We start from the raw sequence: 23,362 nt of genomic DNA, 5'->3' as shown, positions 1-23,362 counted from the left end.
GGCGCCCCAAGGCAGAGTCAATCGGCGAGCCGCCGCATCGCGTCATTTTCATGGATGCGCACGCCGGGCTGCGCATTTCCCGCCAGCGCGACGATCGCCCGCGCGACGGTTTCGCCGGGAATCGAACGATAGCGGCGCAGCGAGCCGTGCAGCAGCGCATCGGCGAGGGGCGCCGCGGCGATCGCGATCCCCTCCCCCATCCGTTTCGGCCCGGCGCGGTCGCCCATCAACAAGCCGGGGCGCAGGATGTCGAGCCGCTCGAAACCGAGCGCGCGCAGCCCGTCCTCGGTCTCGCCCTTGGTCCTGAGATAGAAATTGCGGCTCTTCGCCGCGGCACCGACCGAACTGACGACGATCATCTGCGTCGCCCCCGCCATGCGCGCGCCGCGCGCCGCCGCGAGGATCAGGTCGTGATCGACGGCGCGAAACGCCGCTTCCGACCCCGCCTGCCGGATCGTCGTGCCGAGGCACGAAATGAGGACGCGCGGGCGCTCGACCGCGATGATGTCGGCCCAGCGCTCGGGCGGCGCGACGAGCAGCGCATGCGCTTCGGGCAGATCGTCCATTTCGCGGCGAACGAGGACGGTCAACGACAGCGCGCCCGCGTTCGCGATCACCGCACCGCCGACCATCCCGGTCGCGCCGATGAGCAATGTTCTCCCACCGGACTCTGTCATGCGATCTTCCTTCAATCGGGCGCGCCAAATTCGGCGCTCTCAAGCATTCGCGCAAACAATGACAGATCGCGCCCGAAATGCCTGTCGGGGCTTTCCATCCGAAACGTGTAAAGAAAACGTGGCCGTGCTTCCTTACCTATCGCTTCGCGACCGGGCGAAAGAAGTTTCAGTTCGATGGTGCCGTTCCGGCTTCCGGCGGGCGCGCATTGCTCTACCTCCATTCCGAGTTTCCGCCATTTATCAACCATTGGCGTCAACGCGGCGTTTGGCACTTCCGGCGTGCAGCCGGCGTCTTTCAGCGATCGATGCTCCATCGCATTGTGGTCGGCCCAGACAGCGACCCAACGATCATTTGCGACGGCGTCACGTGCGGCATCGCAATCGGCATAGCGTGCACCAACGCGAAAGAAGAAGCCGTGCGGATGCGTGTCGCTCATCGCCGCACAGACAAAAGCGTCCTTCGGTAATTCGGGCCTGAATGCATATTCGTCAAACGCCATCGCGACGCGTCCATCACGCTCATCCGCGCCATTTCGCTTCGGCGGCGCAGTGGTGTCCTCGCAGCCTGTCAGGATCAGGGCCATGGCGAGCAACGGGACAGCAAGAGCGCCCCGCATCGTTCAGACATGCGCCAGCGCGGGCGGCACTTCGCCGCGGCCGAAGATTTCGGCATAGCGGTCGATGGCGAAGCGGTCGGTCATGCCGGCTATATAGTCACCGATATGGCGCACTGTCGCGCATTCTTCGCCCGGCACCCGCGCCGACCAGTCGGCGCCCATCAGGCGCGGATTGTCGGCATAGGCGGCGAAGAGCCGGGCGATGATCTGGTTCGCCGCCTCGGCCGCCGCGACCTGTTCGGGGTGATGATAGAGATTGGCGTACATGAAGCGCTTGAGATCGCGCTCCTTGCGCGCCAGTTCACCTGAAAAGCCGCCGAGGGTGCGGCCGGCGGCGCGGACTTCGGCGGCGCTCGTCACGCCCGCGTCGGCGACGTTGGCGCGCGTCGCAGCGATCACATCGTTGACCATGACGCCGATCTGGTCGCGGACCAGTTCGCGCAGCAAGCGGTCGCGCGGAGCGCCGGGAAAGCGATCCTCGACCGCCGCGAAATTGGCGGCGACGAACGGCTGGGCCATCAGCTGGTCGAGGCTGAGCAGCCCGGCGCGCAGCCCGTCGTCGATGTCGTGATTGTCATAGGCGATGTCGTCGGCGACCGCCGCGATCTGCGCCTCGAGACTGGCATGGCTGGAGAGGTCGAGCGGAAATTCGGCGTCGATCGCGGCGAGCGCCCAGCCGGGATATTTGACCGGGCCATTATGCTTGGCGAGGCCTTCGAGCGTTTCCCAGGTCAGGTTGAGCCCGTCGAACAACGGATAGGGGCATTCGAGGCACGCGAGCGTACGCAGCGTGTGGCCGTTGTGGTCGAAGCCGCCATGGTCGGTCATCGCGGCCTTGAGCGCATCCTCGCCGGCATGGCCAAAGGGCGGATGGCCGATGTCGTGCGCAAGGCAGAGCGCCTCGGTCAGATCCTCGTTGAGCCCCAGCGCGCGCGCGATGCCGCGGCCGATCTGCGCGACCTCGATACTGTGGGTCAGGCGGACGCGATAATGATCGAGATCGGGGGCGACGAACACCTGCGTCTTGTGGCGCAGGCGGCGGAAGGCGATCGAGTGGATGATGCGGTCGCGGTCGCGCTGGAACGCGTCGCGCGGCCCGCGCACGACGCGGCCGACCTCTTCATGGCGGCGTCCGCGACTTTGCAGCGGATCGCTGGCGCAGTCAGAGACGGAGGCCATCGAGGTCCTCCCCATCGCGTAGCGTTGGGGAGGTGGCAGCGCGGAGCGCTGACGGAGGGGTAAGGACGCCAGCGTCGAAACCCCTCCACCACCGCTTCGCGGCGGTCCCCCTCCCCAACGCTTCGCGATGGGGAGGATCTATCTCGACCGCTGCCGTGCTCATCTGACCGGATCGACGTCTTGGCCCGCGTCGCTGTTGAAGAGGAAGCCGTCGCCGCCCGCCTTTTTGTAATCGGCGAGCCAGGTGTCGGCGCTCTTTTTGTCCTTGAACGGCCCGACGAGCAGGCGGCGGGTCTTGCCCCATTCGGTGGTGCCGCCCGCCTTGCCCTTGAACAGCGCCGGAGACTTTTTGGCGAATTTGCCGAAGTCGGTCGCCAGCGCCTTCGCATTGGCGCCGGTCGCGACCTGCACCCAGATGCGTGCCGGGTTCGCTTTCTTTTCAGCCGCTTCGGCCTTGGCCTTCGCATCGGCTTCCGCTTTGGCCTTGGCCGCGGCGTCGTCCTTGACGCGCTTCGCCTCGGCAGCGGCATCGGCCTTGCGCTTGTCGTCGCGCAGCTTGGCGAGGGTGGCCGCGTCGACCGCTTCGCTGGCGGGCGCCATTTCCTCGGCGGGGATTTCGAGCGAACCGACGATATCGGCGAGCGAGGCGAGCGGCGCCGAGGGCGTCGGCGCGAAGGTCGGCGATGCCGCGACGGCCGAGGTCGGCGGCGGCGGCGCGTCGGCCTGCGCCATCTCGGCGGACGCCGGAGCGGGAGCCGGGGCGCCGGGCGCCGGCGTCGCCGCGCCGGGCTGGCCGATGTCCGAGATCGAGAAGCCGGGACCGACCGGACCGCCGTCGCGGATCGCGACGCCGATCGGTGCCGACGTCGTCGCGGCGGGCGGCGGGCTGGCGGCCGGAACCGCCTGAGCCGGGGCATCGACGCGAGCGACCGTCGTAGCCGCAGGCGCAGGCGCCGGTGCAGGCGTGGGCGTGGGCGTGGGCGTGGGCGTGGGCGCGGGACGGGCCGGCACCGGCGTGGTCCGAACCGGCGTCGCGCTGGCGACGGCGACGCTCGGCGCCTGCCGTGGCGGCGTTGCGACGGGCGCCGGATCGGGGGCGCGGCGGACGGTTACCGGCGGCGGCGTCGCGCTGACGGGCGTCAGCGTCCCGCGTGCCCGATCGCGCTCGCTGGGGCGGCGGCGGTCGGGCCTGGACGCCGCAGGCTTGGTCGTCGACGGCGCCGCTGCGGGCGGCGGCACGGCCGCGGCGACCTGCACGGGCTTGCGCGGCGGGCCGAGGTTGCCCGACGGGAAGCGGCCGAAATGCGCGGCGGCGGCCTGCTGCGCCGGGTTGAGCCGGTCCATCTGGACCAGATAAGGCAGGATATTCTGCGCCAGCTGCGGCGGCATCGTCGCGTTGACGATCTCGGTCGCCTCGCCGTTGCGGCCGTTGATCGCGAGGATCATCGCGCGCATCCGCCAGGCGCCGCGATCCTGCGTGCGGAGCTGGCCCGACAGCAGTTGCACGCCGCGGTCGGCCTCGCCGGCGATCCCCAGCGACAGCGCGTAGCGGCGCAGCGTTTCATCGTTCGGTGCCAGCGACAGCGCGAGTTGATAGTCGCGCTGCGCCGCGTCCTGCTGCCCGAGCAGGTCGCGCGCAAGACCCCGGTCGGAGAGGAAAATCCGCTCAGGCGCGCCGAGCAATTGCGCCTCGCCGAAATAGTCGAGGGCGCGGGTCGGATTTTCCATATGGACCATCGCCGATCCGAGCGCAGCCTTGACCGCGCCGTCGCGCGGGTTCGCCTGTTCGGCGCGGGTCAGGAAACCGAGCGCGGCGCGATAATCCTCAAGCTCGATCGATGCGCGTCCGGCGTCGAGCAGCGCGGGGCCGTCGGTGCTGTTCGCGGCGATCCGCGCCAGCGCCGACGACAGCAAGGTTCGCGCCGCGGTGCGCTTTTCCATCGCGGCGCGCGTCGCCGCGTCGGGCGGCGTGACCTGGGCCTGCACGGCCGCGAGCGGCAGCACGCCAAGCCACAGCGCGGAAAGCGCGAGCGCATGACGCGCCGCGCGTCCCGGCCTGCCCGACTTCATCGTTCGCCGCATGGGCCAATTCATCCCGATTTCCGCGCCGCCCTGCCCTGAAGGACGGCGGCGGTATGATCGCCCCGTTACTGGTTGTTCTGGCGGTTAAGGAAGCGCGGGATATCGACCCCGTCTTCCTTGCCCTCTTCCTCACCCTCGGCCGGCGCGGCGCCGCGCGACAGGCGCGACATGCGTTCGAACAGGGTGCCGCCACCGATTGCGCGCGACGGCGCCTCGTCGGCGGCGGGTTCGGGCGCCGGAGCGGGCTGATAGGCCGGAGCCGCCGCTTCGGGCTGCCCGAGGACCAGCTCATCCGCCGTGTCGTCGTAGGTCGCGGCGATGTTCGACAGTTCCATCGGCTCTTCCTCGACGCGTGCCGCGGGCGCGGACGGAGCGCTGTCGCCGAGCGAGAAACCCGGCGCCGGATCGGCGGCAACGGGCGGAGCCTCGACCGCCGCTTCGAAGGGCGCTTCCTCGACCGGCTCTTCGACGACCGGCGCCGCGGCGGGTGCCGCACTGCGCGCCGGAGCGAAGGAGAAGCTGCGCGTCGCGGCGGGAGCCGGTGCGGCTTCGCCGGTGCCGTCGATGCCGGTCGCGACGACCGACACCCGGATCTTGCCCTGCAGCGCTTCGTTGAAGGCGCTGCCCCAGATGATGTTGGCGTCGGGATCGACGAGTTCGCGGATGTGGTTGGCAGCCTCGTCGACTTCCATCAGGCGCATGTCCTCGCCGCCGACGATCGAGACGATGACGCCCTTGGCGCCCGCCATCGACACGCCGTCGAGCAACGGGTTGGCGATCGCCTTTTGCGCCGCTTCGAGCGCGCGGCCGTCGCCTTCGGCTTCGCCGGTGCCCATCATCGCCTTGCCCATTTCGCGCATCACGCTGCGCACGTCGGCGAAGTCGAGGTTGATCAGGCCGGGCATGACCATCAGGTCGGTGATCCCGCGCACGCCCTGCTGCAACACTTCGTCGGCCATGGTGAAGGCTTCTTTGAAGGTCGTGTTCGGGTTGGCGACCAGGAACAGATTCTGGTTCGGAATGACGATCAGCGTGTCGACATGGTCCTGCAGCTCGGCGATGCCGGCATCGGCCGAGCGCATGCGCCGCGCGCCTTCGAACATGAAGGGCTTGGTCACCACGCCGACGGTCAGGATGCCGCGGTCGCGCGCCGCCTTGGCGATCACCGGCGCCGCACCGGTCCCGGTGCCGCCGCCCATGCCGGCCGCGATGAAGCACATGTGCGCGCCGTCGAGCGCGTCCTCGACCTGCGCGATCGTTTCCTCGGCCGCCGCGCGCCCGACCTCGGGCCGCGAACCCGCGCCGAGGCCCTGGGTGATCTGCGCGCCGAGCTGGATGCGGCGTTCGGCCGGCGACGCGTTCAGCGCCTGCGCGTCGGTGTTGGCGACGATGAAATCGACCCCCTCGACCTTGGCCGCGATCATGTTGGCGATGGCATTGCCGCCGGCACCGCCGACGCCGATCACCGCGATCCGCGGCTTCAGCTCATCGACCTGCGGCGGGCCAATATTGATGCTCATCAAATAATCTCCCTGCAGCGGCGAACCCTTGCCGCTTCCTCATCGTGCGACCCACGGGCGGTGGTCCCGCCGCCCCGATATCCGTTACCGCATTGCACTATTGTGACGCCGGAATCACTCAAAAAATTAACCCTTTCGCGCAACTCGTCGCTAGAAACTGTTTTTAAGTGCAGCCATCAGGCGATTGATAATTCCGGTACTGCGCGGACGATAGACGTCCTGCGACATCATCGGCAGGTCGCGCAGGTCCACCGGGTCCGACGCGGCGTAAAGCACCAGCCCGGCGAGCGTCGCGAAAGCCGGCCCAGAATGGGCATCGGGCAGCCCGAGAAGCCCCTTCGGACGGCCGACCCGCGCCGCGCGACCGAGCGCGCTCTGGGTGTAGTCGGCGATGCCCTTCAGGTCGGCGCCGCCGCCGACGAGCACCACCTGGCGGCCGATCGGGCCGACGAAATGCAGGTCTTTCAACGTCCTGCCGATCTCTCCCATCATCGCGTCGAGGCGCTGGCGGATCACGGTGACAAGCTGGGCGCGGGTGATGCGCGGCGATTCCGATCCGCTCGGCGCGCCGGGTTCGAGTTCGATGATCTCGTTGTTGTCGCGCGGGCTGGCCGAGGCCGAGCCGTAGAAGCTCTGCAGGCGCTGCGCCTGGCTGCGGCGGATGCCGAAGGCCGAGGCGATATCGTCGGTGATGTCGCTGGCGCCGAAGGGCAGCGACGCCATTTCGACGAGCATGCCGCCGGCATAGAGCGAAACGGTGGTCACCGACGCGCCGAGTTCGACAAGCGCGACGCCGAGGTCGCGTTCCTCGTCGGAGAGGCACGACAGGCCGGCGGCGATCGGCGAGGCGACCACGGCGTTGACGTCGAGATGCGCCTGGCGCACCGCGGCCTCGAGGTTCCGCACCGGGGCACCGTCGGCCATGATGATATGGATGTCGACGCCGAGCCGGTCGGCGTGGAGGCCGATCGGGTTCTTGACCCCGGTGAGGCCGTCGAGCGTGTAGAGCGCGGGCTGGGCGTGGAGGATCATGCGGCCTTCGGGATCGATGCCGGCGCGGCCCGCGGCGAGCAGGTCGTCGACATCCTCCTGTTCGATGCGATGGCCGCCGAGTTCGCTTTCGATCGGGGCGACGTCGCTCAAGAGGCTGCCCGCCGAGAAGGCGACCCAGACATCGTCGATGTTGAGCCCGGCGATGCGTTCGGCCTGTTCGATCGCCTCGCGCACCACATGTTCGGTCTGTTCCATGTCGGCGACATAGCCGCGCTGGACGCCGCGGCTTTCGCGCTGGCCGGTGCCGAGGACGTGGAGCGCGCCGTCGGCGGTCTGCCCCGCGATCAGCGCGCACACCTTCCACGACCCGACATCGAGCGCGGTGATGATTTTCTCGATGCGCGGCGGCGCCATCGCCCTATCCTTCTTCGGCCGCGGTCGCCGCGGCCAGCGCGTCGGCGGCGGCGCGCGCGCCTTCGAGCTTCGCGGGCGCGACCTGTCCTTCGTGCGGCAAGCGTAGCACAAAACGGTTGGGGTCGCGCATGTCGAAGCGCAGGATACCGCGTCCGAGCAACCGGTTGGCGCCGTCCATATGCGCGAATTTGGCGAGCGCGGCCTTGGCCTCGGTCTCGCCTTCGGGCAGCGACAGCGTCTCGCCGCTGCGGAAACGCAGATCCCAGCGGCGGTTGCCGACCCAGGTCGCACCGGCGAGCAATTCCTTGAGGCTGCTCGCTTCGGCGAGCAGGCGGTCGAGGTCCTGCGAGCGCTGGTTCGCCTTCGGCCCGATGACGAGCGGCAGGTCGGGCATCGTCGCGATGGTGACGGGTTCGAGCACGACGCCATTTTCGTCGATCAGCGACAGCCGGTTGTTGTGCTGCCAGATCGCCGCCGGGGTGCGCTCGACGATGTCGACGACGAGCGTGTCGGGCAGGCGGCGCGAGACGCGCGCATCCTTGATCCAGCCATATTTCATCAGGTCGCCGCGCACCCCTTCGAGGTCGAGCGCCGCCATCGAGCGGTCCTTCTGCGCCAGCGCGATGTCATAGACCTTGAGCCGGTCGATGCGGTCGGCGCCGACGACCTCGACCTTCTTGACCTGGAAGCCGGCGCGGCCGACCGCCTGCGCATATTCCTCCTGCACCTTTGCCGTCACGCCCGTCGCATGGGCGGCAAGACCGACCACGGCGAACAGGCCGAGGCCGATCGTCCAGTTGGCGACCTGCTGCAGCCGCTGCGGACTGATCGGCAGCGCGTTGATCACCGCGTCGACGCGCGACGTCTTGATCGTCTTGCGCTTCTTGGGCGCGCGCGCCGGGCGGCGCGGCGCGGACGTCGGCCGCTTGATCTTCTGGCTCATAATGCTTCCCCCACGATGCGTTCGACCAGTTCCGCATAATCCATGCCGATCGCGCGTGCCTGTTCGGGCACGAGGCTGAGCGGCGTCATCCCCGGCTGGGTGTTGACCTCGAGCAGGAAGATGCCCGCGAGGCCATGTTCGTCGTCCCAGCGAAAATCGGAGCGCGAAGCCCCCTTGCAGCCGAGCAGGCGGTGCGCCTGGACCGCGAGGTCCTTCATGCGCTCAGCGATGTCATCGGGGACCTCGGCGGGGCAGACATGCTCGGTCAGCCCGTCGGTATATTTGGCGTCATAGTCGTAGAAGCCCGACTTCACCCGCAGTTCGGTAACCCCGAGCGCCTGATCGCCGAGCACCGCGACGGTCAGTTCGCGGCCCTTGATGAAGGGTTCGGCGAGCAGCCGGTCGAATTCCTGCCAGGGCCCGACCGCGCCGCGCGCGATCGGATTGCCGTAATTGCTGTCGTCCTTGACGATCGCGACCCCGACCGACGAGCCCTCGTTGACGGGTTTCAGCACATAGGGGCGCGGCAGCGGGTCGACCGAAAACAGGCTTTCGCTGTCGACCATCGTGCCGACCGGCATCGGGATGCCGTGGGGGACGAGCGCCTGCTTGGTCAGTTCCTTGTCGATCGCGATCACCGAGGTGACGAGGCCGCTGTGGGTATATTTGAGGCCCATCAGGTCGAGCATGCCCTGCACCGTGCCATCCTCGCCGGGGACACCGTGGAGCGCGTTGAAGACGACGTCGGGATTGGCATCGGCGAGCCGCCGCGCGACGTCACGGTCCATATCGATGCGCGTGACCCGGTGCCCGCGCGATTCCAGCGCGTCGGCGATGCCCTTGCCGCTCATCAGCGAGACTTCGCGCTCGGCGGACCAGCCGCCCATCAGGACGGCGACATGCCACGGACCCCGGCTCACTTCTTCACTCCCACGCGCTGAATTTCCCACTGCAATTCGATGCCGCTCTTGGCCTTGACCCGCCGACGGACTTCCTCGCCGAGCGCTTCGATGTCGGCGCTTGTCGCCTCGCCGGTGTTGATGAGGAAATTGGTGTGCTTCTCGCTGACCTGCGCGCCGCCGACCGCGAAGCCGCGGCAGCCGGCCTCGTCGACCAGCTGCCAGGCCTTGTGGCCGTCGGGGTTCTTGAAGGTCGAACCGCCGGTCTTCGAGCGCAGCGGCTGTGACGCCTCGCGGCTTGCCGAGATGCGGTCCATTTCGGCCTGGATCGCGGCGGGTTCGCCGGGGTGGCCGTGGAAGACAGCTGAAACGACAATGCTGCCTTCGGGCAGACCGGAATGACGGTAGGTATATTCCAATTGCCAATTGAGCAGCGTTTTGATTTCGCCAGTGCGGAGAACCACGTCGGCGCTGACCAAAATATCCTGTACTTCGCGCCCGTAAGCACCAGCATTCATCCGGACCGCCCCGCCGACAGTGCCGGGGATTCCGCGAAGAAATTCCGTGCCTGCGATCCCGGCATCGCGAGCCGCAGAAGCAACGGAGATACCCGGCGCGCCTCCGCCGGCCGTAACGAAGCGGTCGCCACCCTTGTCGGCCGAAGCAGTGATCTTCGCGAAGGCCTTGCCCAGCCGGACGACGACGCCGGGGAAACCCCCATCGCGCACGATCAGGTTCGACCCGAGGCCGAGCGCCATCACCGGGATCGCCGGATCAAGGTCTCGCAGGAAATCGGCAAGATCGTCTGCGTCCTTCGGCTCGAACAGCCAGTCTGCGGGGCCGCCCGACTTGAACCAGACGAGCGGCGCCAGCGGCGCCTTTGCCGTCAGCTTGCCGCGCACGGCCGGGAGGGTGGCCAGGTCGCTCACAACCGCATCCCTTCCCCGTTCGTCCCGAGCGAAGTCGAGGGACGCGTGGCGCTGCGCCGGCGTGTCTCGACTTCGCTCGACACAAACGGAGATGGGATGGGAACGGAGAAGCTTGTCACGCCGCGCGCTCCACCGCCGCGGCCAAACCCGCCGCCATTTTGGTGATGTCGCCCGCGCCGAGGCAGATGATCTTGTCGCCTGCACCGAGGTCGCCCGCGGCGATCGACCGGGCGATGGCGGCCGCGAGCGCGTCGGCGTCGGCGACGGTCGACGCCTGGCGATGCCCGCGATCGCGCAGACCCGCCACCAGCGTGTCCGACGACACACCCTCGATCGGGCTTTCGCCGGCGGTGTAGACGGGCAGCGCGAGCACGATGTCGGCGTCGTTAAACGCCTGCTGGAAATCGTCCATATGGTCGCGAAGCCGGGTGAAACGGTGCGGCTGGACGACCGCGACGACGCGCCCTGCCCCGACACCCTCGCGCGCGGCCGAGAGCACGGCGCGGATTTCGACGGGGTGGTGGGCATAATCGTCGATGACGGTCACCACGCCCTCACCCGCCGCGATCTCGCCGACCTTGGTGAAGCGGCGCTTGACCCCGGCGAAACCGTTGAAGCCCGAGGCGACCTTCTCGTCCGACACGCCCATATGCAGCGCCACCGCGATCGCGGCGAGCGCGTTCTGGACATTGTGGCGCCCCGACATCGGCAAATGGATGCCCTCGATCGTCCGGCTGTTGCCGTCGCGGTCGCGCACGACGACGTCGAAGCGGTTGCCGTCGGCGCCCGGCGTCACATTGGTGCCGCGCACGTCGGCCTGCGCCGAGAAACCATAGGTGACGATCCGCCGGTCGCGGATGCGCGGGATGATCGCCTGCACCTCGGGATGGTCGAGGCAGAGCATCGCGGCGCCATAGAAGGGCACATTTTCGATGAACTCGACAAAGGCGTCCTTGATCGCGTCGAAGCTGCCATAATGGTCGAGATGTTCGGGATCGATGTTGGTGACGACCGCGATCGTGCCGTCGAGACGCAGGAAGCTGCCGTCGCTTTCGTCGGCCTCGACCACCATCCAGTCCGACGCACCAAGCCGCGCGTTCGAGCCATAATTGTTGATGATACCGCCGTTGATCACGGTCGGGTCGATCCCGCCCGCGTCGAGCAATGCCGCGACGAGGCTGGTCGTCGTCGTCTTGCCGTGCGTGCCGGCGATCGCGACGGTCGATTTCAGCCGCATCAGTTCGGCGAGCATTTCGGCGCGGCGGACGATCGGGATGCGGCCGGCCAAGGCCGCCTCGACCTCGGGATTGCCGCGCTTGACCGCGGTCGAGGTCACGACGACCGCGACGCCATCGACGTTCGACGCCTCATGGCCGATCGCGACCTTGATGCCGCGCTTGCGCAGCCCCTCGATCACATAGCCGTCGGCGATATCGCTGCCCTGCACCTGATAGCCGAGGTTGTGCATCACCTCGGCGATTCCCGACATGCCGATGCCGCCGATGCCGATGAAGTGGATGGTGCCGATGTCGGTCGCGACGCCGCGCATCAGCGGTCTCCCGAACGCGTCGCGGCGACGCCGCCCGCGACGGCGGCCGAGCGCGACGAGGCGCCGACACGGATGACGTCCATCATCGGCGGCGCGGCGAGCGATTCGACGAGGTCGGCGAGGTCGCGCGTCGCGTCGGGAAGCCCGCAGCTCGCGGCGCGTGCCGCGGCGTCCTCTAGCGCGCCGGGTTCGAGCGCCATGCGCTGGATCTGCTTGGCAAGCGCCGCGGCGGTGAAGTCGGGCTGGGCGAAGGACACCGCGCCACCCGCCTCGACGAGATCGGCGACATTGTAGGTCTGATGATCGTCCATCGCGTGCGGATAGGGAATGAACACCGCCGGGCGGCCGGCGCAGGCGAGTTCGGCGACGGTCGAGGCGCCCGCGCGCGCGATCACCAGATGCGCCCAGCGCATGCGGTCGGGGATATCGGCGAAATAGGGCGCGCATTCGGCGGCAACGCCGAGTTCGGCATATCTGGCGCGCACCGCCTCGAGGTCGGCCTCGCGCGCCTGCTGGACGATCTGCAACCGGTCGAGCAGCGCGCGCGGCAGCATCGCGATCGCCGCGGGGACGACTTCGCTGAGCACCGTCGCGCCGAGGCTGCCGCCGACGACGAGCAGCCGCAGGATGCCGTCCTCGGGAAGCGGCGGATAGCCTTCCTCGCGGATCGCGATGACCTCCTCGCGCACCGGGTTGCCGGTCAGGTGGCGCTTGAGCGCCAGCGCTTCGGGGAAACGATGGATGTTGCGATAGGCGACCGCGATCGCGTCGACGCGCGAGGCCATCAACCGGTTGGTGCGGCCGAGCACGGCGTTCTGCTCATGGATCACGCTCGGACGCCCGGTCGCCTTGGCGGCGAGCAGGCTGGGAAGCGAGGGATAGCCACCGAAGCCGACGACGACCGCGGGGTCGAATTCATTGATCAACTCGATGCCGAGGCGCCGCCCCTTGCGGATCGCCAGCGCCGCCTTGACCCAGCCGACGGGGCCGCCAGCGACGCGCCCGGCGGGCAGGACATGGGTTTCGAGTTCGGCGGGGGCGCCGGGAATCTTGAGGCCGCGGTCGTCGCTGACCAGCGCGACGCGGTGGCCGCGCGAAATCAGCTCGCCCGCCAGCGCATAAGCGGGAAGCATGTGGCCGCCGGTACCCCCGGCGGCGAGAAGATAATGGCGCGTTGCGGTCATTTGCGGGCCGTCATTTTTTGTTCCAGTTGCGGGTCATCGATACCCTTGCGGCATAGGGGTTCCGCCGGGTCAGCGACAAGAGCAAACCCATGCCGATCGACAGCGCGATCATCGACGAGCCGCCGTAGCTGATGAAGGGCAAGGTCATCCCCTTCGACGGGAAAAGCTGGGTGTTCACCGCCATGTTGATGATCGCCTGTCCGCCGAACTGCGCGATCAGGCCGGCGACGGCGAGGATCAGGAAGCTGTCCTCTTCGTCGAGCAGGCGAACGAGGACACGGACGATGATCGCGAGATAGAGGATCGCGATCGCCATGCAGGCGATCATGCCGAACTCCTCGCCGATCACCGAGAAGATATAGTCGGTATGCGCCTCGGGCAGCTGGAATTTGGCGAGGCCCGCGCCGGGGCCGGTGCCGATCAGCCCGCCGGCGGTCAGCGTCGCATGCGCCTTGTCGACCTGAAAACTGTCGCCCTCGGCGAACAGCCAGATGTTGATGCGCTGCTGCGCGACCGGATAGAAGAAATAGGCGAGGACGATGCCGGCGAGGCCGCCGCCCGCGAGCATGCCCATGATCCGCATCGACAGGCCGGCGACGAGGACGAGGACGAGCCAGGTCGCGATGAAGATGATCGTCTGGCCAAGGTCGGGCTGGCCCATCAGCAGCATCGCGATGATGCCGGTGAGCACGAAGCTGAGCGGCACGACGGGCAGGCTCTGGTCCTGCAACCGCAGCGACAGCACCCACGCGAGCGCGACCGCGAAGAAGGGCTTGAGAAACTCCGACGGCTGGAGGCGGAACATGCCGCTGCCGAGCCAGCGCTGCGCGCCGTTCACCTCGGTCCCGATCAAGGGCACGAGGAATAGCAGCCCCATGAAGGTGATGGTGCCGTAGATCGCGAAGCGCCGCGCCTGCTGTTTGGGCAGCATCGATACCGCGAGCATCACGGGCACGCCGACGAGCACCCACATCAGCTGGCGATAGAAATAATAAAGCGGGTCGAGGCTGGCGGTCGAGGTCGAGAGCTTCTGCGCCGCGACCGGCGAGGCGGCAGTGACCGCAACGAGGCCGACCGCGATCAGCATCGACACGAGCAGCAGCAGCACGCGGTCGATTTCCCAGAACCACAGCCCGAGCGGGGTGCGGTCGGCGCGGCTGAGCCGCGGGCCGCGCCGCTTGCTGCTGCGCGTCGTGGCGATGATCGGCCGTTCGTTCGTCGCGTCCATATTGTCGAGCCCCCCGCTCATGCCCCGAATGCCTTGACGATGGCGCGAAACCGGTCGCCGCGCTCCTCAAAACTCTTGAACTGGTCGAACGACGCGCAGGCCGGCGACAGCAACACGATGTCGCCCGGCTCGGCGACCGCCGCCGCACGCGCGACCGCAGTCGCGAGGTCGCCCGAACGGTCGACGGGAATCGCATCGCCGATCTCGGCCGCGAAACCGTCCATCGCCTCGCCGACCAGATAGGCACGCTTGACGTGTCCGAACCAGGGACGGCAGGCGGACAACCCGTCGCCCTTGGCCTGCCCGCCGGCGATCCAGTGCAGACGCTGGTCCGGCGCCGGCGGAAAGGCCGCCAGCGCCGGTGCAGCGGAAGCCGCGTTGGTCGCCTTGCTGTCATTGTACCAGCGGACGCCAGCGACTTCGCCGACCAGTTCCATGCGATGCGGCAACGCCTTGTAGGTGGCGAGGCCGCGTTCGATCTGTTCGTCGTTCAACCCGAGCACCCGGCACACCGCGATCGCGCAGACCGCGTTCTGCGCATTGTGCGGGCCCTGCAGCGCCGGCCAGCGCATCTGGTCGACGGGGTCGACATCCTTGCCCGAGACGCGAAACAGGCGGTGATTGATCCGCCCCGCGATGATCTTCGACGGGTCGTCGTCGACCGCGACGATCGCGACCTGATCCCGGTGCTGGAGCGAGAACAACCGCGCCTTCGACGCGGCATAGCCCGCGAAACCGTCGTAGCGGTCGAGATGGTCGGGGGTGAGGTTGGTGAGCAGCGCGACATCGCAGGCGAGGCTGTGCGACAGGTCGATCTGGTAGCTCGACAGTTCGAGGACATAGACCCCGCCTTCGGGGAGCGGATCGCGGCTGAGGATCGGCAGGCCGATATTGCCGCCCATCAGCGTCGGGATGCCCGCGCTTTCGAGCATATGGGTGACCAGCGCGGTGACGGTCGACTTGCCGTTGGTGCCGGTGATGCCGACGACCTTGTGCGGCGGCAGCTCCGCGCGCGCTTCGGCGAACAGCTCGACATCGCCGATCACCGGCACATGCGCCTCGCGCGCGTGGGCGGCGATCGGGTGGCGGTTGAGCGGGACGCCGGGCGACACGACGACGCCCGCGAAACCGATCAGGTCGATGTCGAGCGGGTTGCCGATGTCGGCGCCGAGCGCCATCGCCTCGTCGCGGGCATCCTCGCGGTCGTCCCATGCGGTGACGCCCGCGCCGCTGGCGACGAGCGCCTCGACGGTAGCCAGCCCCGAGCGCGCCAGCCCCAGCACCGCGTAGCGGCGACCGGCAAAGGCGCGGCTGGTGATCACCGGAGCTTGAGCGTCGCAAGCCCTGCCAGCGCGAGAACGATCGACACGATCCAGAAACGGATCACGACGGTCGATTCGGGCCAGCCGAGCTGTTCGAAATGATGGTGGATCGGCGCCATGCGGAAGACGCGTTTGCCGGTGCGTTTGTACCAGGCGACCTGGATGATCACCGACAACGCCTCGACCACGAACAAGCCGCCGATGATGACGAGCACCAGTTCGTGCTGCGCGGTCACCGCGATCGTCGCGAGCGCGCCGCCCAATGCGAGGCTGCCGGTGTCGCCCATGAACACCGCCGCGGGGGGCGCGTTGAACCACAGGAACGCCAGGCAGGCGCCGATGATCGCGGCGGCGAAGATCGCCAGTTCGCCCGCGCCGGGGACGTGCGGGATGCCGAGATATTCGGCGAATTTCACGTTGCCCGAGAGATAGACGATGACGAGGAAGGCGAGGCTGGCGATGATCACGGGGAAGGTCGCGAGTCCGTCGAGCCCGTCGGTCAGGTTCACCGCATTGCCGAAGCCGACGATCATCACCATCGCGAAGACATAATAAAAGGGCCCGAGTTCGAGCACGATGCCGCTGAAAAAGGGCAGGTACAGGTCGGTGCCGGTGCGCGACACGATCAGGAACACCGCGACCCCCGCGATGACGAATTCGATCAGCAACCGCACGCGGCCGGGGATGCCGCGGTGGCTGGCCTTGGTCACCTTGTCGAGATCGTCGAGGAAGCCGACGACCGCGAAACCGCCGGTGACGAACAGGCAGGCCCAGACGAAGCGGTTCGACAAATCCATCCAGAGCAGCGCCGAAATCATCAGCGAAATCAGGATCATCAGCCCGCCCATCGTCGGCGTGCCCTTTTTCGCGAGATGCGTCTGCGGGCCATCGTCGCGGATCGGCTGGCCCTTGCCTTGCCGCATGCGCAGCATCAGGATGAAGCGCGGGCCGATCCACAGGCCGATGATCAGCGCGGTCGCGACCGCGGCGCCCGAGCGGAAGCTCAGATAACGAATGAGGTTGAGGACCCCCGGAAAGCCAAGCCATTCCGCCAGCCAGTACAGCATCAATATTCCCCGTTGGTCAGCGCCGTCACCAGATGCGACAGGCCAACGCTGTTCGACCCCTTGACCAGCACGGCATCGCCGGCGCGGATCAAGTCTTTCAGCCGCTCTTTGGCGGCCCGATGGTCGGGCACATGCGCGAAATCGATACGCCCCTCAAGCGCTTTGGCGAGCGGCGTCATCTCTTCGCCGACGAGCAAGGCGAACTGCACGCCCGCTGCGACGAGCGGAGCGGCCAAACCGGCATGATAGGCCTCGCCGCCCGGGCCGAGTTCCTTCATCGCGCCGAGAATCGCGACGCGGCGATCGGCGGATTCGCTGCCGAGCTGGTCGATCGTGGCGACCATCGAGGCGGGGTTGGCGTTGTAGCTTTCGTCGATCAGCAGGATATGGCCGCCGCCCGCAACCGGCAGGCGATGCCGCGCGCCGCGTCCGGCAAGCCCGGCCATCTCGGCAAAGGCGAGCCCCGCCGCGGGAAGGTCGCCGCCGACGGCTTTCACCGCGGCCAGCACCGCGAGCGCGTTCGATACCCAATGCGCGCCCGCCTGCGCGATGTTGAAGCAGAGCAAGGCTTCCTGAACCTGCGCGGTGACGAGCGAACCACCCTGCCCGTCGGGCAGCCAGTCGACCGCGCGGACATCGGCGCCGGCGCCGAGCCCGAAGCTCACCACCTGCCCGGCGTGCTGCTCGGCCTTGGCGCGCAGCCGTGCATAATGCGGGCTGTCGAAGGGCACGATCGCGGTACCGCCGGGTTCGAGGCCTTCGAAAATTTCGCCCTTGGCGTCGGCGATCGCCGCTTCGCTGCCGAAGAATTCCATATGCGCCGGGGCGATGGTGGTGACGATGGCGACGTGCGGGCGCACCATCCGGGTCAGCGCGGCGAGTTCGCCGGCGTGGTTCATCCCCATTTCGAACACGCCATAATCGGCGGTCGAGGGCATGCGCGACAGGCTCAAGGGCACGCCGACATGGTTGTTGTAGCTTTTGACCGAGCGATGCGCCTTGCCCGGGCGGAAGCGGTCGAGCGCCGCGAACAGCGCCTCTTTGGTTCCCGTCTTGCCCGCCGAGCCGGTCACGCCGATGATCCGGCCGTGGCAGCGCGCGCGCGACGCGATACCCAGCGCGTTCAGCGCGAGGGCGCTGTCGGCGACGCGGACATGCGGATGGTCGATAGCGGTTTCGCACACGATCCCTGCCGCGCCCGCGGCGATCGCCTTATCGATGAAGTTATGGCCGTCGGTCGCCTCGCCCTTCATCGCGACGAACAGGTCGCCCTTCCCCACCTCGCGCGAGTCGAAGGCGACGCCGTGGACGGTGAAGTCGGCGCTGGCGGTGCCGCCGGTCGCAGCGGCGATGGCGCGCGCGGTCCACAGCGGGTTCATGCCGCCTCCTCGCGCGCGACGGTCACATCGTCGAAGGGAATGACGCGCATCGCGTCGCCCCGGCCGACGATCTGGCCCTGTTCATGCCCCTTGCCCGCGATGCAGACGATGTCGTCGGCGCGCGCCTCGGCAATGGCGGCGGCGATAGCGGCGCGGCGGTCGCCGATGACCTGCGCGCCCGGCGCACCGGCGGCGATCGCGGCGCGGATCGTCGCGGCATCCTCGCCGCGCGGATTGTCGTCGGTGATGATCGCGATGTCGGCCTTCGCGGCGGCGACCCGGCCCATTTCAGGGCGCTTGTCCTTGTCGCGGTCGCCACCGGCACCGAAGACGAGGATCAGGCGGCCCGTCGCGTGCGGGCGCAGCGCGTCGAGCGCGGCCTCGATCGCGTCGGGGGTGTGGGCATAATCGACATAGACCGGCGCGCCCGTTTTGGTGATCGCGGCGCGTTCGAGGCGCCCGCGCACCGGCTGGAGCCGCGCGAGATTGCCGAGCGTCTGCGCCACGTCGCCGCCTGTCGCGATAACGAGGCCCGCCGAAACCAGCGCATTGGCGACCTGATAGGCGCCGATCAGCGGCAGCGTGACTTTCTGCACCACCGGCCCTGCGGCGATGACGAGCGATTGGCCGAGTTGGGTCGGCTCGCGCGAGACGAGACGCAGGTCCTCGCCATGCTGGCCGACGGTCAGGATGCGGACGCCGCGCTGTTTCGCTTCATATTCGGCGGCCGGCGACCACATGTCGTCGTTCCAGATCACCACCGTGCCGTTCGGGTCGACGACCTCGCGGAACAGTCGCATCTTCGCGGCCATGTAGCTGTCCATGTCGCCATGATAATCGAGATGATCGTGGCTGAGGTTGGTGAAGGCGGCGGCCTTCACGGGCAGGCCCTCGGTCCGATACTGGTCGAGGCCGTGGCTCGATGCCTCGAACGCGGCGTGGGTCACCCCCTCGGCGGCAAGGCCCGCCATGTTCGACAGGAAGGTGACGATATCGGGGGTGGTCAGCCCGGTGACGACGCGGTCGTCGCCGGCGGTGACGCCGAGCGTGCCGATCGAGGCGGCGTGGAACCCCGCCATGCGCCACAGTTGGCGGGTCATTTCGACGGTCGAGGTCTTGCCGTTGGTGCCGGTGACCGCGACGCAGGTCGCGGGAAATTTGTGGAAAAAGCGCGCGGCGATATGCGCGAAGGCGCGGCGCGGATTGGCGTCGGCGATATGGACCGCGCCGTCGACCTTCGCCTCGGGCCGCGCGACGATGGCGATGGCGCCAGCCTCGATCGCGGCGGCGATAAAATCCTCGCCGTTGAACTTTTCGCCGACGAAGGCGCCGAAGATCGTCCCCGGCGCAACCTTGCGATGGTCGATCGCGAGCCCGGTGACGACAGGGTCGGCGCCCGACAAAGCCTGATTTTCGATCAGCGCCGCGAGACGCATTACTCGGCTTCCCCGTTTCTCCAGAGCAGCGGGGTCAGTTCGGACACATCGACGTCGCGGCTTTCGTCGGGGAAGACGCCGAGCATCGGACCCGCGCGCATCACGACTTTTTTGACCACAGGCGCCGCGGTCCAGCCCGCGGTGCGCTGGCCCGAACTATAGGCATTGCCCTTGGGCTGGTCGATCATCGCGATAACCACGTAACGCGGGTTATCCATCGGAAATGCCGCGGCAAAGGTCGCGACGACCGACGTCCGGTTATACCCGCCGATGCCGGGCTTTTCGGCACTTCCGGTTTTCCCGCCGACGCGGAAGCCGGGCGCCTCGGCCTGCTTGCCGGTGCCGTCGGACACGATCAGACGGAGCAACTGGCGCATCCGCGCGCTGGTCGACGCCTTGAAGACGCGGCGGCCCTGCGGCGGCGCCTTGTCGCCCAGCTTGAGCATCGTCGCCGGGCGGTAGATGCCGCCGTTGACGAGCGCGGCATAGGCGCTGGCGAGGTGCAGCGGGGTGACCGCGATCCCGTGACCATAGCCGGTCGTCATCGTGGTCAGCCGGCCCCAGTTTTTAGGCCACAGCGGAAACGCCCGTTCTTTCAGCTCGATGCCCGGCCGTTTGTCGAAATCGACGCTGCGGAACATCGCCTCCATCTTCTCGCGGCCCAGTTCGTCGGCGATCTGCGCGGTGACGATGTTCGAGCTGTGGATCAGCGTTTCGGGCACATTGTACCAGCGCCCCGCCGGATGGCTGTCGCGGATCCGGAAACCCGCGATCGCGAGCGGCTGGGTCGCATCGTAGCGCCGCGCCATGCTGGTCACCGTGCCGGCGTCGATCGCCGCCGCGACGGTCAGCGGCTTGAAGGTCGAACCCAGCTCATAGAGATTATAGGTCACGGCGTTGCGGCGCGTCGCGGGGTCGCTGCCGGTCAGCTTGTTCGGGTTGAAGGTCGGCAGCGACGACATCGCCAGCACTTCGCCGGTGTGGACGTCGAGGATGATCCCCGCGCCGCCGATCGCCTCGAGGTTCGTCACCGCGCTGCCGAGTTCGCTTTCGAGCACGCCCTGCACCCGCGCGTCGATCGACAGCGCGAGCGGCTGGCCGCGCGTCGCGGCGTCGGTCAGGCGCTTGTCATAGGCGCCCTCGATCCCGGTGACGCCCTGCCCCTCGGCGTTGATGAAACCCAGCGTGTGCGCGGCGAGGCTGAGCTGCGGGTAGAGGCGTTCCTTTTCGCGCGGAAAGTCGAAACCGATTTCACCGATCGCGTTCACCGCCGCGACCTGGTCGGGCAGCGCGCGGCGGCGGATATAGGTGGCGCGCGGGCCGGTCAGCTTGGCGAGAAATTCCTCGCGCGGCGTGTCGGGGAAGATCTTGACCAGTTCGTCGGCCAGATAGGCGCGGTTGTTGAGCAGCTTCGACGGCACGACGCGGATCGAATAGCCGTCGATGGTGCGCGCCAGCGGCACGCCGTTGCGGTCGACGATGTCGGCGCGCGCCGGAACGAACGCCGCGGCGGCGCCGCGCTGCGGCGTCGTGTCGAACGCCGCGAAATAGAGCAGACGCAGCGACACGAAAAAGATCGCCGCCGTGAACAGCAGCATCAGGATCATCAGCCGCTGCTGTGCGGTGAGCAGCAGTTGCTGCCGCACCCCGGCGGTACGGACGCGTGTCGGACGGACGACCAGCGTGTTCATCGGCCCCTGGCTTCCCCTGCTTCGGCGGCGGCGGCCCGCTTGAGATCGGCGAGCGTCGATTCGGCGAGGAGCTGGTCCTCGATCATCTTCAATTGTTCGCGGCGGCGGGTCGGCGCCATGCGCGGCGGCGTGTCCGACTGGACCGCGGCAAGCTTGATCGCCGCCGGCTTCGGCGCCGCGGCCGGGGCGGCGGGGGCGTCCGGCGCCGTGGCGGCGGCGGGCTTGGCCTTTTCGGGCAGCGCGACCGGCGACACCATCGCCATCAGCACCGGCGCGACGTCATTGGCACCGCGCGCGCGCTGCAAGCGGCCGACCGAGGCAAGCTGGCGCTCGTTCGCGAGATACTGGCTCGCCGACGGCGCCGAATAGCCGAAGGTTTCGGCGTTCCATTGCTCGAGCTGGCGCATCGACGCGCGCACCGCGAGTTCGGATTCGAGGTAGCGGATATTGTCACGGGTGCGATTGATCTGCTGGTTGATCTGCGCGAGTTCGCTGCGCGTCGCCGCGACCTTCAGCGACACCGGATAGAGCATCATCGCGAACACCAGCACGAGCAATACCAGCCCGATACCCTGCAATTTGCGCGCCGCCATCAGCATGAGATCGCCTCCTGTGTCGTCGAACCCGCGGACCATGCCGCCGCATCGGTGCGCACCGCGCTGCGCAGCGTCGCCGAACGGGCGCGGGGGTTGCGTGCTTCTTCATCCTTGCCCGGGCGCACCCGGCGCGCCGGGGGCAGGAAAGTTGCGGCCCGCGCCGGAGGGGCTAGCGCGGGCCGGTGGCGCGAACCGGCGGCATCGCCTCCGCTCCGTTCGCGCAGGAAGTTCTTCACGATGCGATCCTCGGTGCTGTGGAACGACACCACCGCGAGCCTGCCGCCGGGACGCAGCAGCCGTTCGGCGGCGTCGAGCCCGGCCTTGAGCTCGTCGAGTTCGCCGTTGATGTGGATGCGGATCGCCTGAAAACTGCGCGTCGCCGGGTCCTTGGGGGCACCGGGGGGGTGGCGCAGCGCCTTGCGGATCACCGTCGCGAGTTCACCGGTGCGGGTGAGCGGGCGCGCCGCGACGATCGCGCGCGCGACGCGGCGCGACTGGCGTTCGTCGCCATAGTGAAAGAGGACATCGGCGATGGCGCCCTCGTCGGCGCTGTTGAGCCAGTCGGCCGCGGTCTCGCCGTCCTGCGCCATCGTCATGTTCAGCGGGCCGTCGTTCTGGAACGAAAAGCCGCGTTCGGCGCGGTCGAGCTGCATCGATGAGACGCCGATGTCGAAGACGATGCCGTCGACGGCGTCGATGCCGCGTTCGGCGAGCAGCCGGTCGATTTCGCCGAAGCGGCCGTGGACCAGCGTCAACCGACCGGCGGCTTCGGCGACGAGTGCCTGGCCCTCGGCGATCGCATCGGGATCGCGGTCGCAGGCGACGACCTGGGCGCCCGCCGCGAGCAGCGCGCGGGTATAGCCGCCGGCGCCGAAGGTGGCGTCGACATGGCATTCGCCGGGCGCGATCGCGAGCGCGGCGACAATCTCGTCGCGGAGCACGGGGTCATGGCGCGGATCCCTGAAGACATTGGAGGCAAGGTCGGTCATTTCCGCCCCCTCGCCTTGCTGGCTTCCCATGCGGTGGCGACGCGGCGCAGGCGCGGGTCGGCCTCTTCGCAGGCGGCGAGCAGCGGCAGCCACCAGATTTCGAACCGGCGCCCCGCACCGACGAAGGCGCAGGCGCTGCCGTCGAACGCCAGCACGTCGGGATCGTAAGGATTGTCGCGGTGCGAGAAGGTCGGCAGGAAGCGACCGCTTTCGTCGAGCGTGTAGTTCTTCGTGAAGTCGAAGCGCTTCTTATATTCGGCGTCTTCGTCATAATCGCGGTCGCGGTCGCGCGCGATGTCGCGATCGCGGGCGATTTCGTCGTTGAGGCGGTCGAACTGGTCCTGGCCATAAGCGACCAGACAGGGCAGCTTTTCGTGAAAGCCGACCCAGAGCACGCGCTGGCCATCCGCATTGAGGGGCACATTGTTGCGGAATTCAGAGGGGACGGCGATGCGTCCCTTGCCATCGATCGCGGCGAATTCGGTGCCGGAATAGCTGCCGGGCGTGATAACCGCCATCGATTTGCCCCCAGCCTAGCACCCCGGGCAAAACTTCCCCGATCCCGGAATCCAAAAATTCCGAATCCAGTGACTCAGGTGGAGATTGCCCCTCTCCGATTCCTGCCTACCAAGTCTCGGTCGGGGTGGAAAGGGGTAAATTAGGGCCTG

20 protein-coding genes are annotated in these 23,362 nt (G+C 68.2%); all 20 read right to left on the bottom strand.

Features of this window, described 5'->3' with window-relative positions:
• Positions 1–17 precede the first annotated feature (17 nt).
• Positions 18–677 (bottom strand): NAD-dependent dehydratase, encoded by a 660-nt coding sequence (locus EEB18_RS17320; protein WP_187138931.1) that lies wholly within the window; start codon positions 675–677, stop codon positions 18–20.
• An 11-nt stretch (positions 678–688) separates the two neighbouring features.
• On the bottom strand, positions 689–1,261 hold the full coding sequence (locus tag EEB18_RS17315) for a hypothetical protein (RefSeq protein WP_187138932.1): 573 nt from the start codon (positions 1,259–1,261) through the stop codon (positions 689–691).
• 36 nt (positions 1,262–1,297) lie between these two features.
• Positions 1,298–2,473: a deoxyguanosinetriphosphate triphosphohydrolase gene (locus EEB18_RS17310; protein WP_187138933.1), complete on the bottom strand. Its 1,176-nt coding sequence runs from the start codon at positions 2,471–2,473 to the stop codon at positions 1,298–1,300.
• Positions 2,474–2,632: 159 nt separating this feature from the next.
• The gene (locus EEB18_RS17305) at positions 2,633–4,555 is read right to left on the bottom strand and encodes a tetratricopeptide repeat protein (protein ID WP_262407981.1); all 1,923 of its coding nucleotides are present in this window, start codon (positions 4,553–4,555) and stop codon (positions 2,633–2,635) included.
• A 65-nt stretch (positions 4,556–4,620) separates the two neighbouring features.
• Entirely contained in the window at positions 4,621–6,075 is a 1,455-nt protein-coding gene (gene ftsZ, locus EEB18_RS17300) for a cell division protein FtsZ (RefSeq protein ID WP_187138934.1), read from the bottom strand.
• A 150-nt stretch (positions 6,076–6,225) separates the two neighbouring features.
• Complete coding sequence (gene ftsA, locus EEB18_RS17295; RefSeq protein ID WP_056346903.1) at positions 6,226–7,482, bottom strand: cell division protein FtsA; 1,257 nt, start codon at positions 7,480–7,482, stop codon at positions 6,226–6,228.
• Positions 7,483–7,486: 4 nt separating this feature from the next.
• On the bottom strand, positions 7,487–8,425 hold the full coding sequence (locus EEB18_RS17290; protein WP_056346902.1) for a cell division protein FtsQ/DivIB: 939 nt from the start codon (positions 8,423–8,425) through the stop codon (positions 7,487–7,489).
• On the bottom strand, positions 8,422–9,345 hold the full coding sequence (locus EEB18_RS17285; protein WP_187138935.1) for a D-alanine--D-alanine ligase: 924 nt from the start codon (positions 9,343–9,345) through the stop codon (positions 8,422–8,424). Before EEB18_RS17285 ends, EEB18_RS17290 begins: the two co-directional genes overlap by 4 nt.
• Positions 9,342–10,253 (bottom strand): UDP-N-acetylmuramate dehydrogenase, encoded by a 912-nt coding sequence (gene murB / locus EEB18_RS17280; RefSeq protein WP_187138936.1) that lies wholly within the window; start codon positions 10,251–10,253, stop codon positions 9,342–9,344. The genes EEB18_RS17285 and murB overlap by 4 nt, the downstream gene beginning before the upstream one ends.
• 115 nt (positions 10,254–10,368) lie before the next feature.
• On the bottom strand, positions 10,369–11,802 hold the full coding sequence (murC, locus tag EEB18_RS17275; RefSeq protein WP_187138937.1) for a UDP-N-acetylmuramate--L-alanine ligase: 1,434 nt from the start codon (positions 11,800–11,802) through the stop codon (positions 10,369–10,371).
• A complete protein-coding gene (gene murG / locus EEB18_RS17270; RefSeq protein WP_187138938.1) occupies positions 11,802–12,986 on the bottom strand; it encodes an undecaprenyldiphospho-muramoylpentapeptide beta-N-acetylglucosaminyltransferase in 1,185 nt (394 codons plus the stop codon). Before murG ends, murC begins: the two co-directional genes overlap by 1 nt.
• A gap of 10 nt (positions 12,987–12,996) precedes the next feature.
• Positions 12,997–14,235: an FtsW/RodA/SpoVE family cell cycle protein gene (locus EEB18_RS17265; RefSeq protein ID WP_187138939.1), complete on the bottom strand. Its 1,239-nt coding sequence runs from the start codon at positions 14,233–14,235 to the stop codon at positions 12,997–12,999.
• Positions 14,232–15,536, bottom strand: a complete 1,305-nt coding sequence (gene murD / locus EEB18_RS17260) for a UDP-N-acetylmuramoyl-L-alanine--D-glutamate ligase (RefSeq protein ID WP_187138940.1) — start codon at positions 15,534–15,536, stop codon at positions 14,232–14,234. Before murD ends, EEB18_RS17265 begins: the two co-directional genes overlap by 4 nt.
• Positions 15,533–16,603 (bottom strand): phospho-N-acetylmuramoyl-pentapeptide-transferase, encoded by a 1,071-nt coding sequence (gene mraY, locus EEB18_RS17255; protein WP_187138941.1) that lies wholly within the window; start codon positions 16,601–16,603, stop codon positions 15,533–15,535. Before mraY ends, murD begins: the two co-directional genes overlap by 4 nt.
• Positions 16,603–17,982, bottom strand: coding sequence for a UDP-N-acetylmuramoyl-tripeptide--D-alanyl-D-alanine ligase (murF, locus tag EEB18_RS17250; RefSeq protein ID WP_187138942.1), 1,380 nt, complete (start codon positions 17,980–17,982; stop codon positions 16,603–16,605). The genes mraY and murF overlap by 1 nt, the downstream gene beginning before the upstream one ends.
• Positions 17,979–19,418, bottom strand: coding sequence for a UDP-N-acetylmuramoyl-L-alanyl-D-glutamate--2,6-diaminopimelate ligase (locus EEB18_RS17245; protein WP_187138943.1), 1,440 nt, complete (start codon positions 19,416–19,418; stop codon positions 17,979–17,981). Before EEB18_RS17245 ends, murF begins: the two co-directional genes overlap by 4 nt.
• Entirely contained in the window at positions 19,418–21,109 is a 1,692-nt protein-coding gene (locus EEB18_RS17240) for a peptidoglycan D,D-transpeptidase FtsI family protein (RefSeq protein ID WP_056346884.1), read from the bottom strand. The genes EEB18_RS17245 and EEB18_RS17240 overlap by 1 nt, the downstream gene beginning before the upstream one ends.
• Entirely contained in the window at positions 21,106–21,708 is a 603-nt protein-coding gene (locus EEB18_RS17235; RefSeq protein WP_187138944.1) for a hypothetical protein, read from the bottom strand. Before EEB18_RS17235 ends, EEB18_RS17240 begins: the two co-directional genes overlap by 4 nt.
• Positions 21,702–22,694 (bottom strand): 16S rRNA (cytosine(1402)-N(4))-methyltransferase RsmH, encoded by a 993-nt coding sequence (rsmH, locus tag EEB18_RS17230; RefSeq protein ID WP_187138945.1) that lies wholly within the window; start codon positions 22,692–22,694, stop codon positions 21,702–21,704. The genes EEB18_RS17235 and rsmH overlap by 7 nt, the downstream gene beginning before the upstream one ends.
• Complete coding sequence (locus tag EEB18_RS17225) at positions 22,691–23,212, bottom strand: division/cell wall cluster transcriptional repressor MraZ (RefSeq protein WP_056346878.1); 522 nt, start codon at positions 23,210–23,212, stop codon at positions 22,691–22,693. Before EEB18_RS17225 ends, rsmH begins: the two co-directional genes overlap by 4 nt.
• Between the last annotated feature and the right edge of the window lie 150 nt (positions 23,213–23,362).

It is taken from the genome of Sphingopyxis sp. OPL5 (assembly GCF_003797775.2).
GTDB lineage: Bacteria > Pseudomonadota > Alphaproteobacteria > Sphingomonadales > Sphingomonadaceae > Sphingopyxis.
Note: the sequence above shows the minus strand (reverse complement) of the source record. Positions and strands in the feature narration are given on the sequence as shown.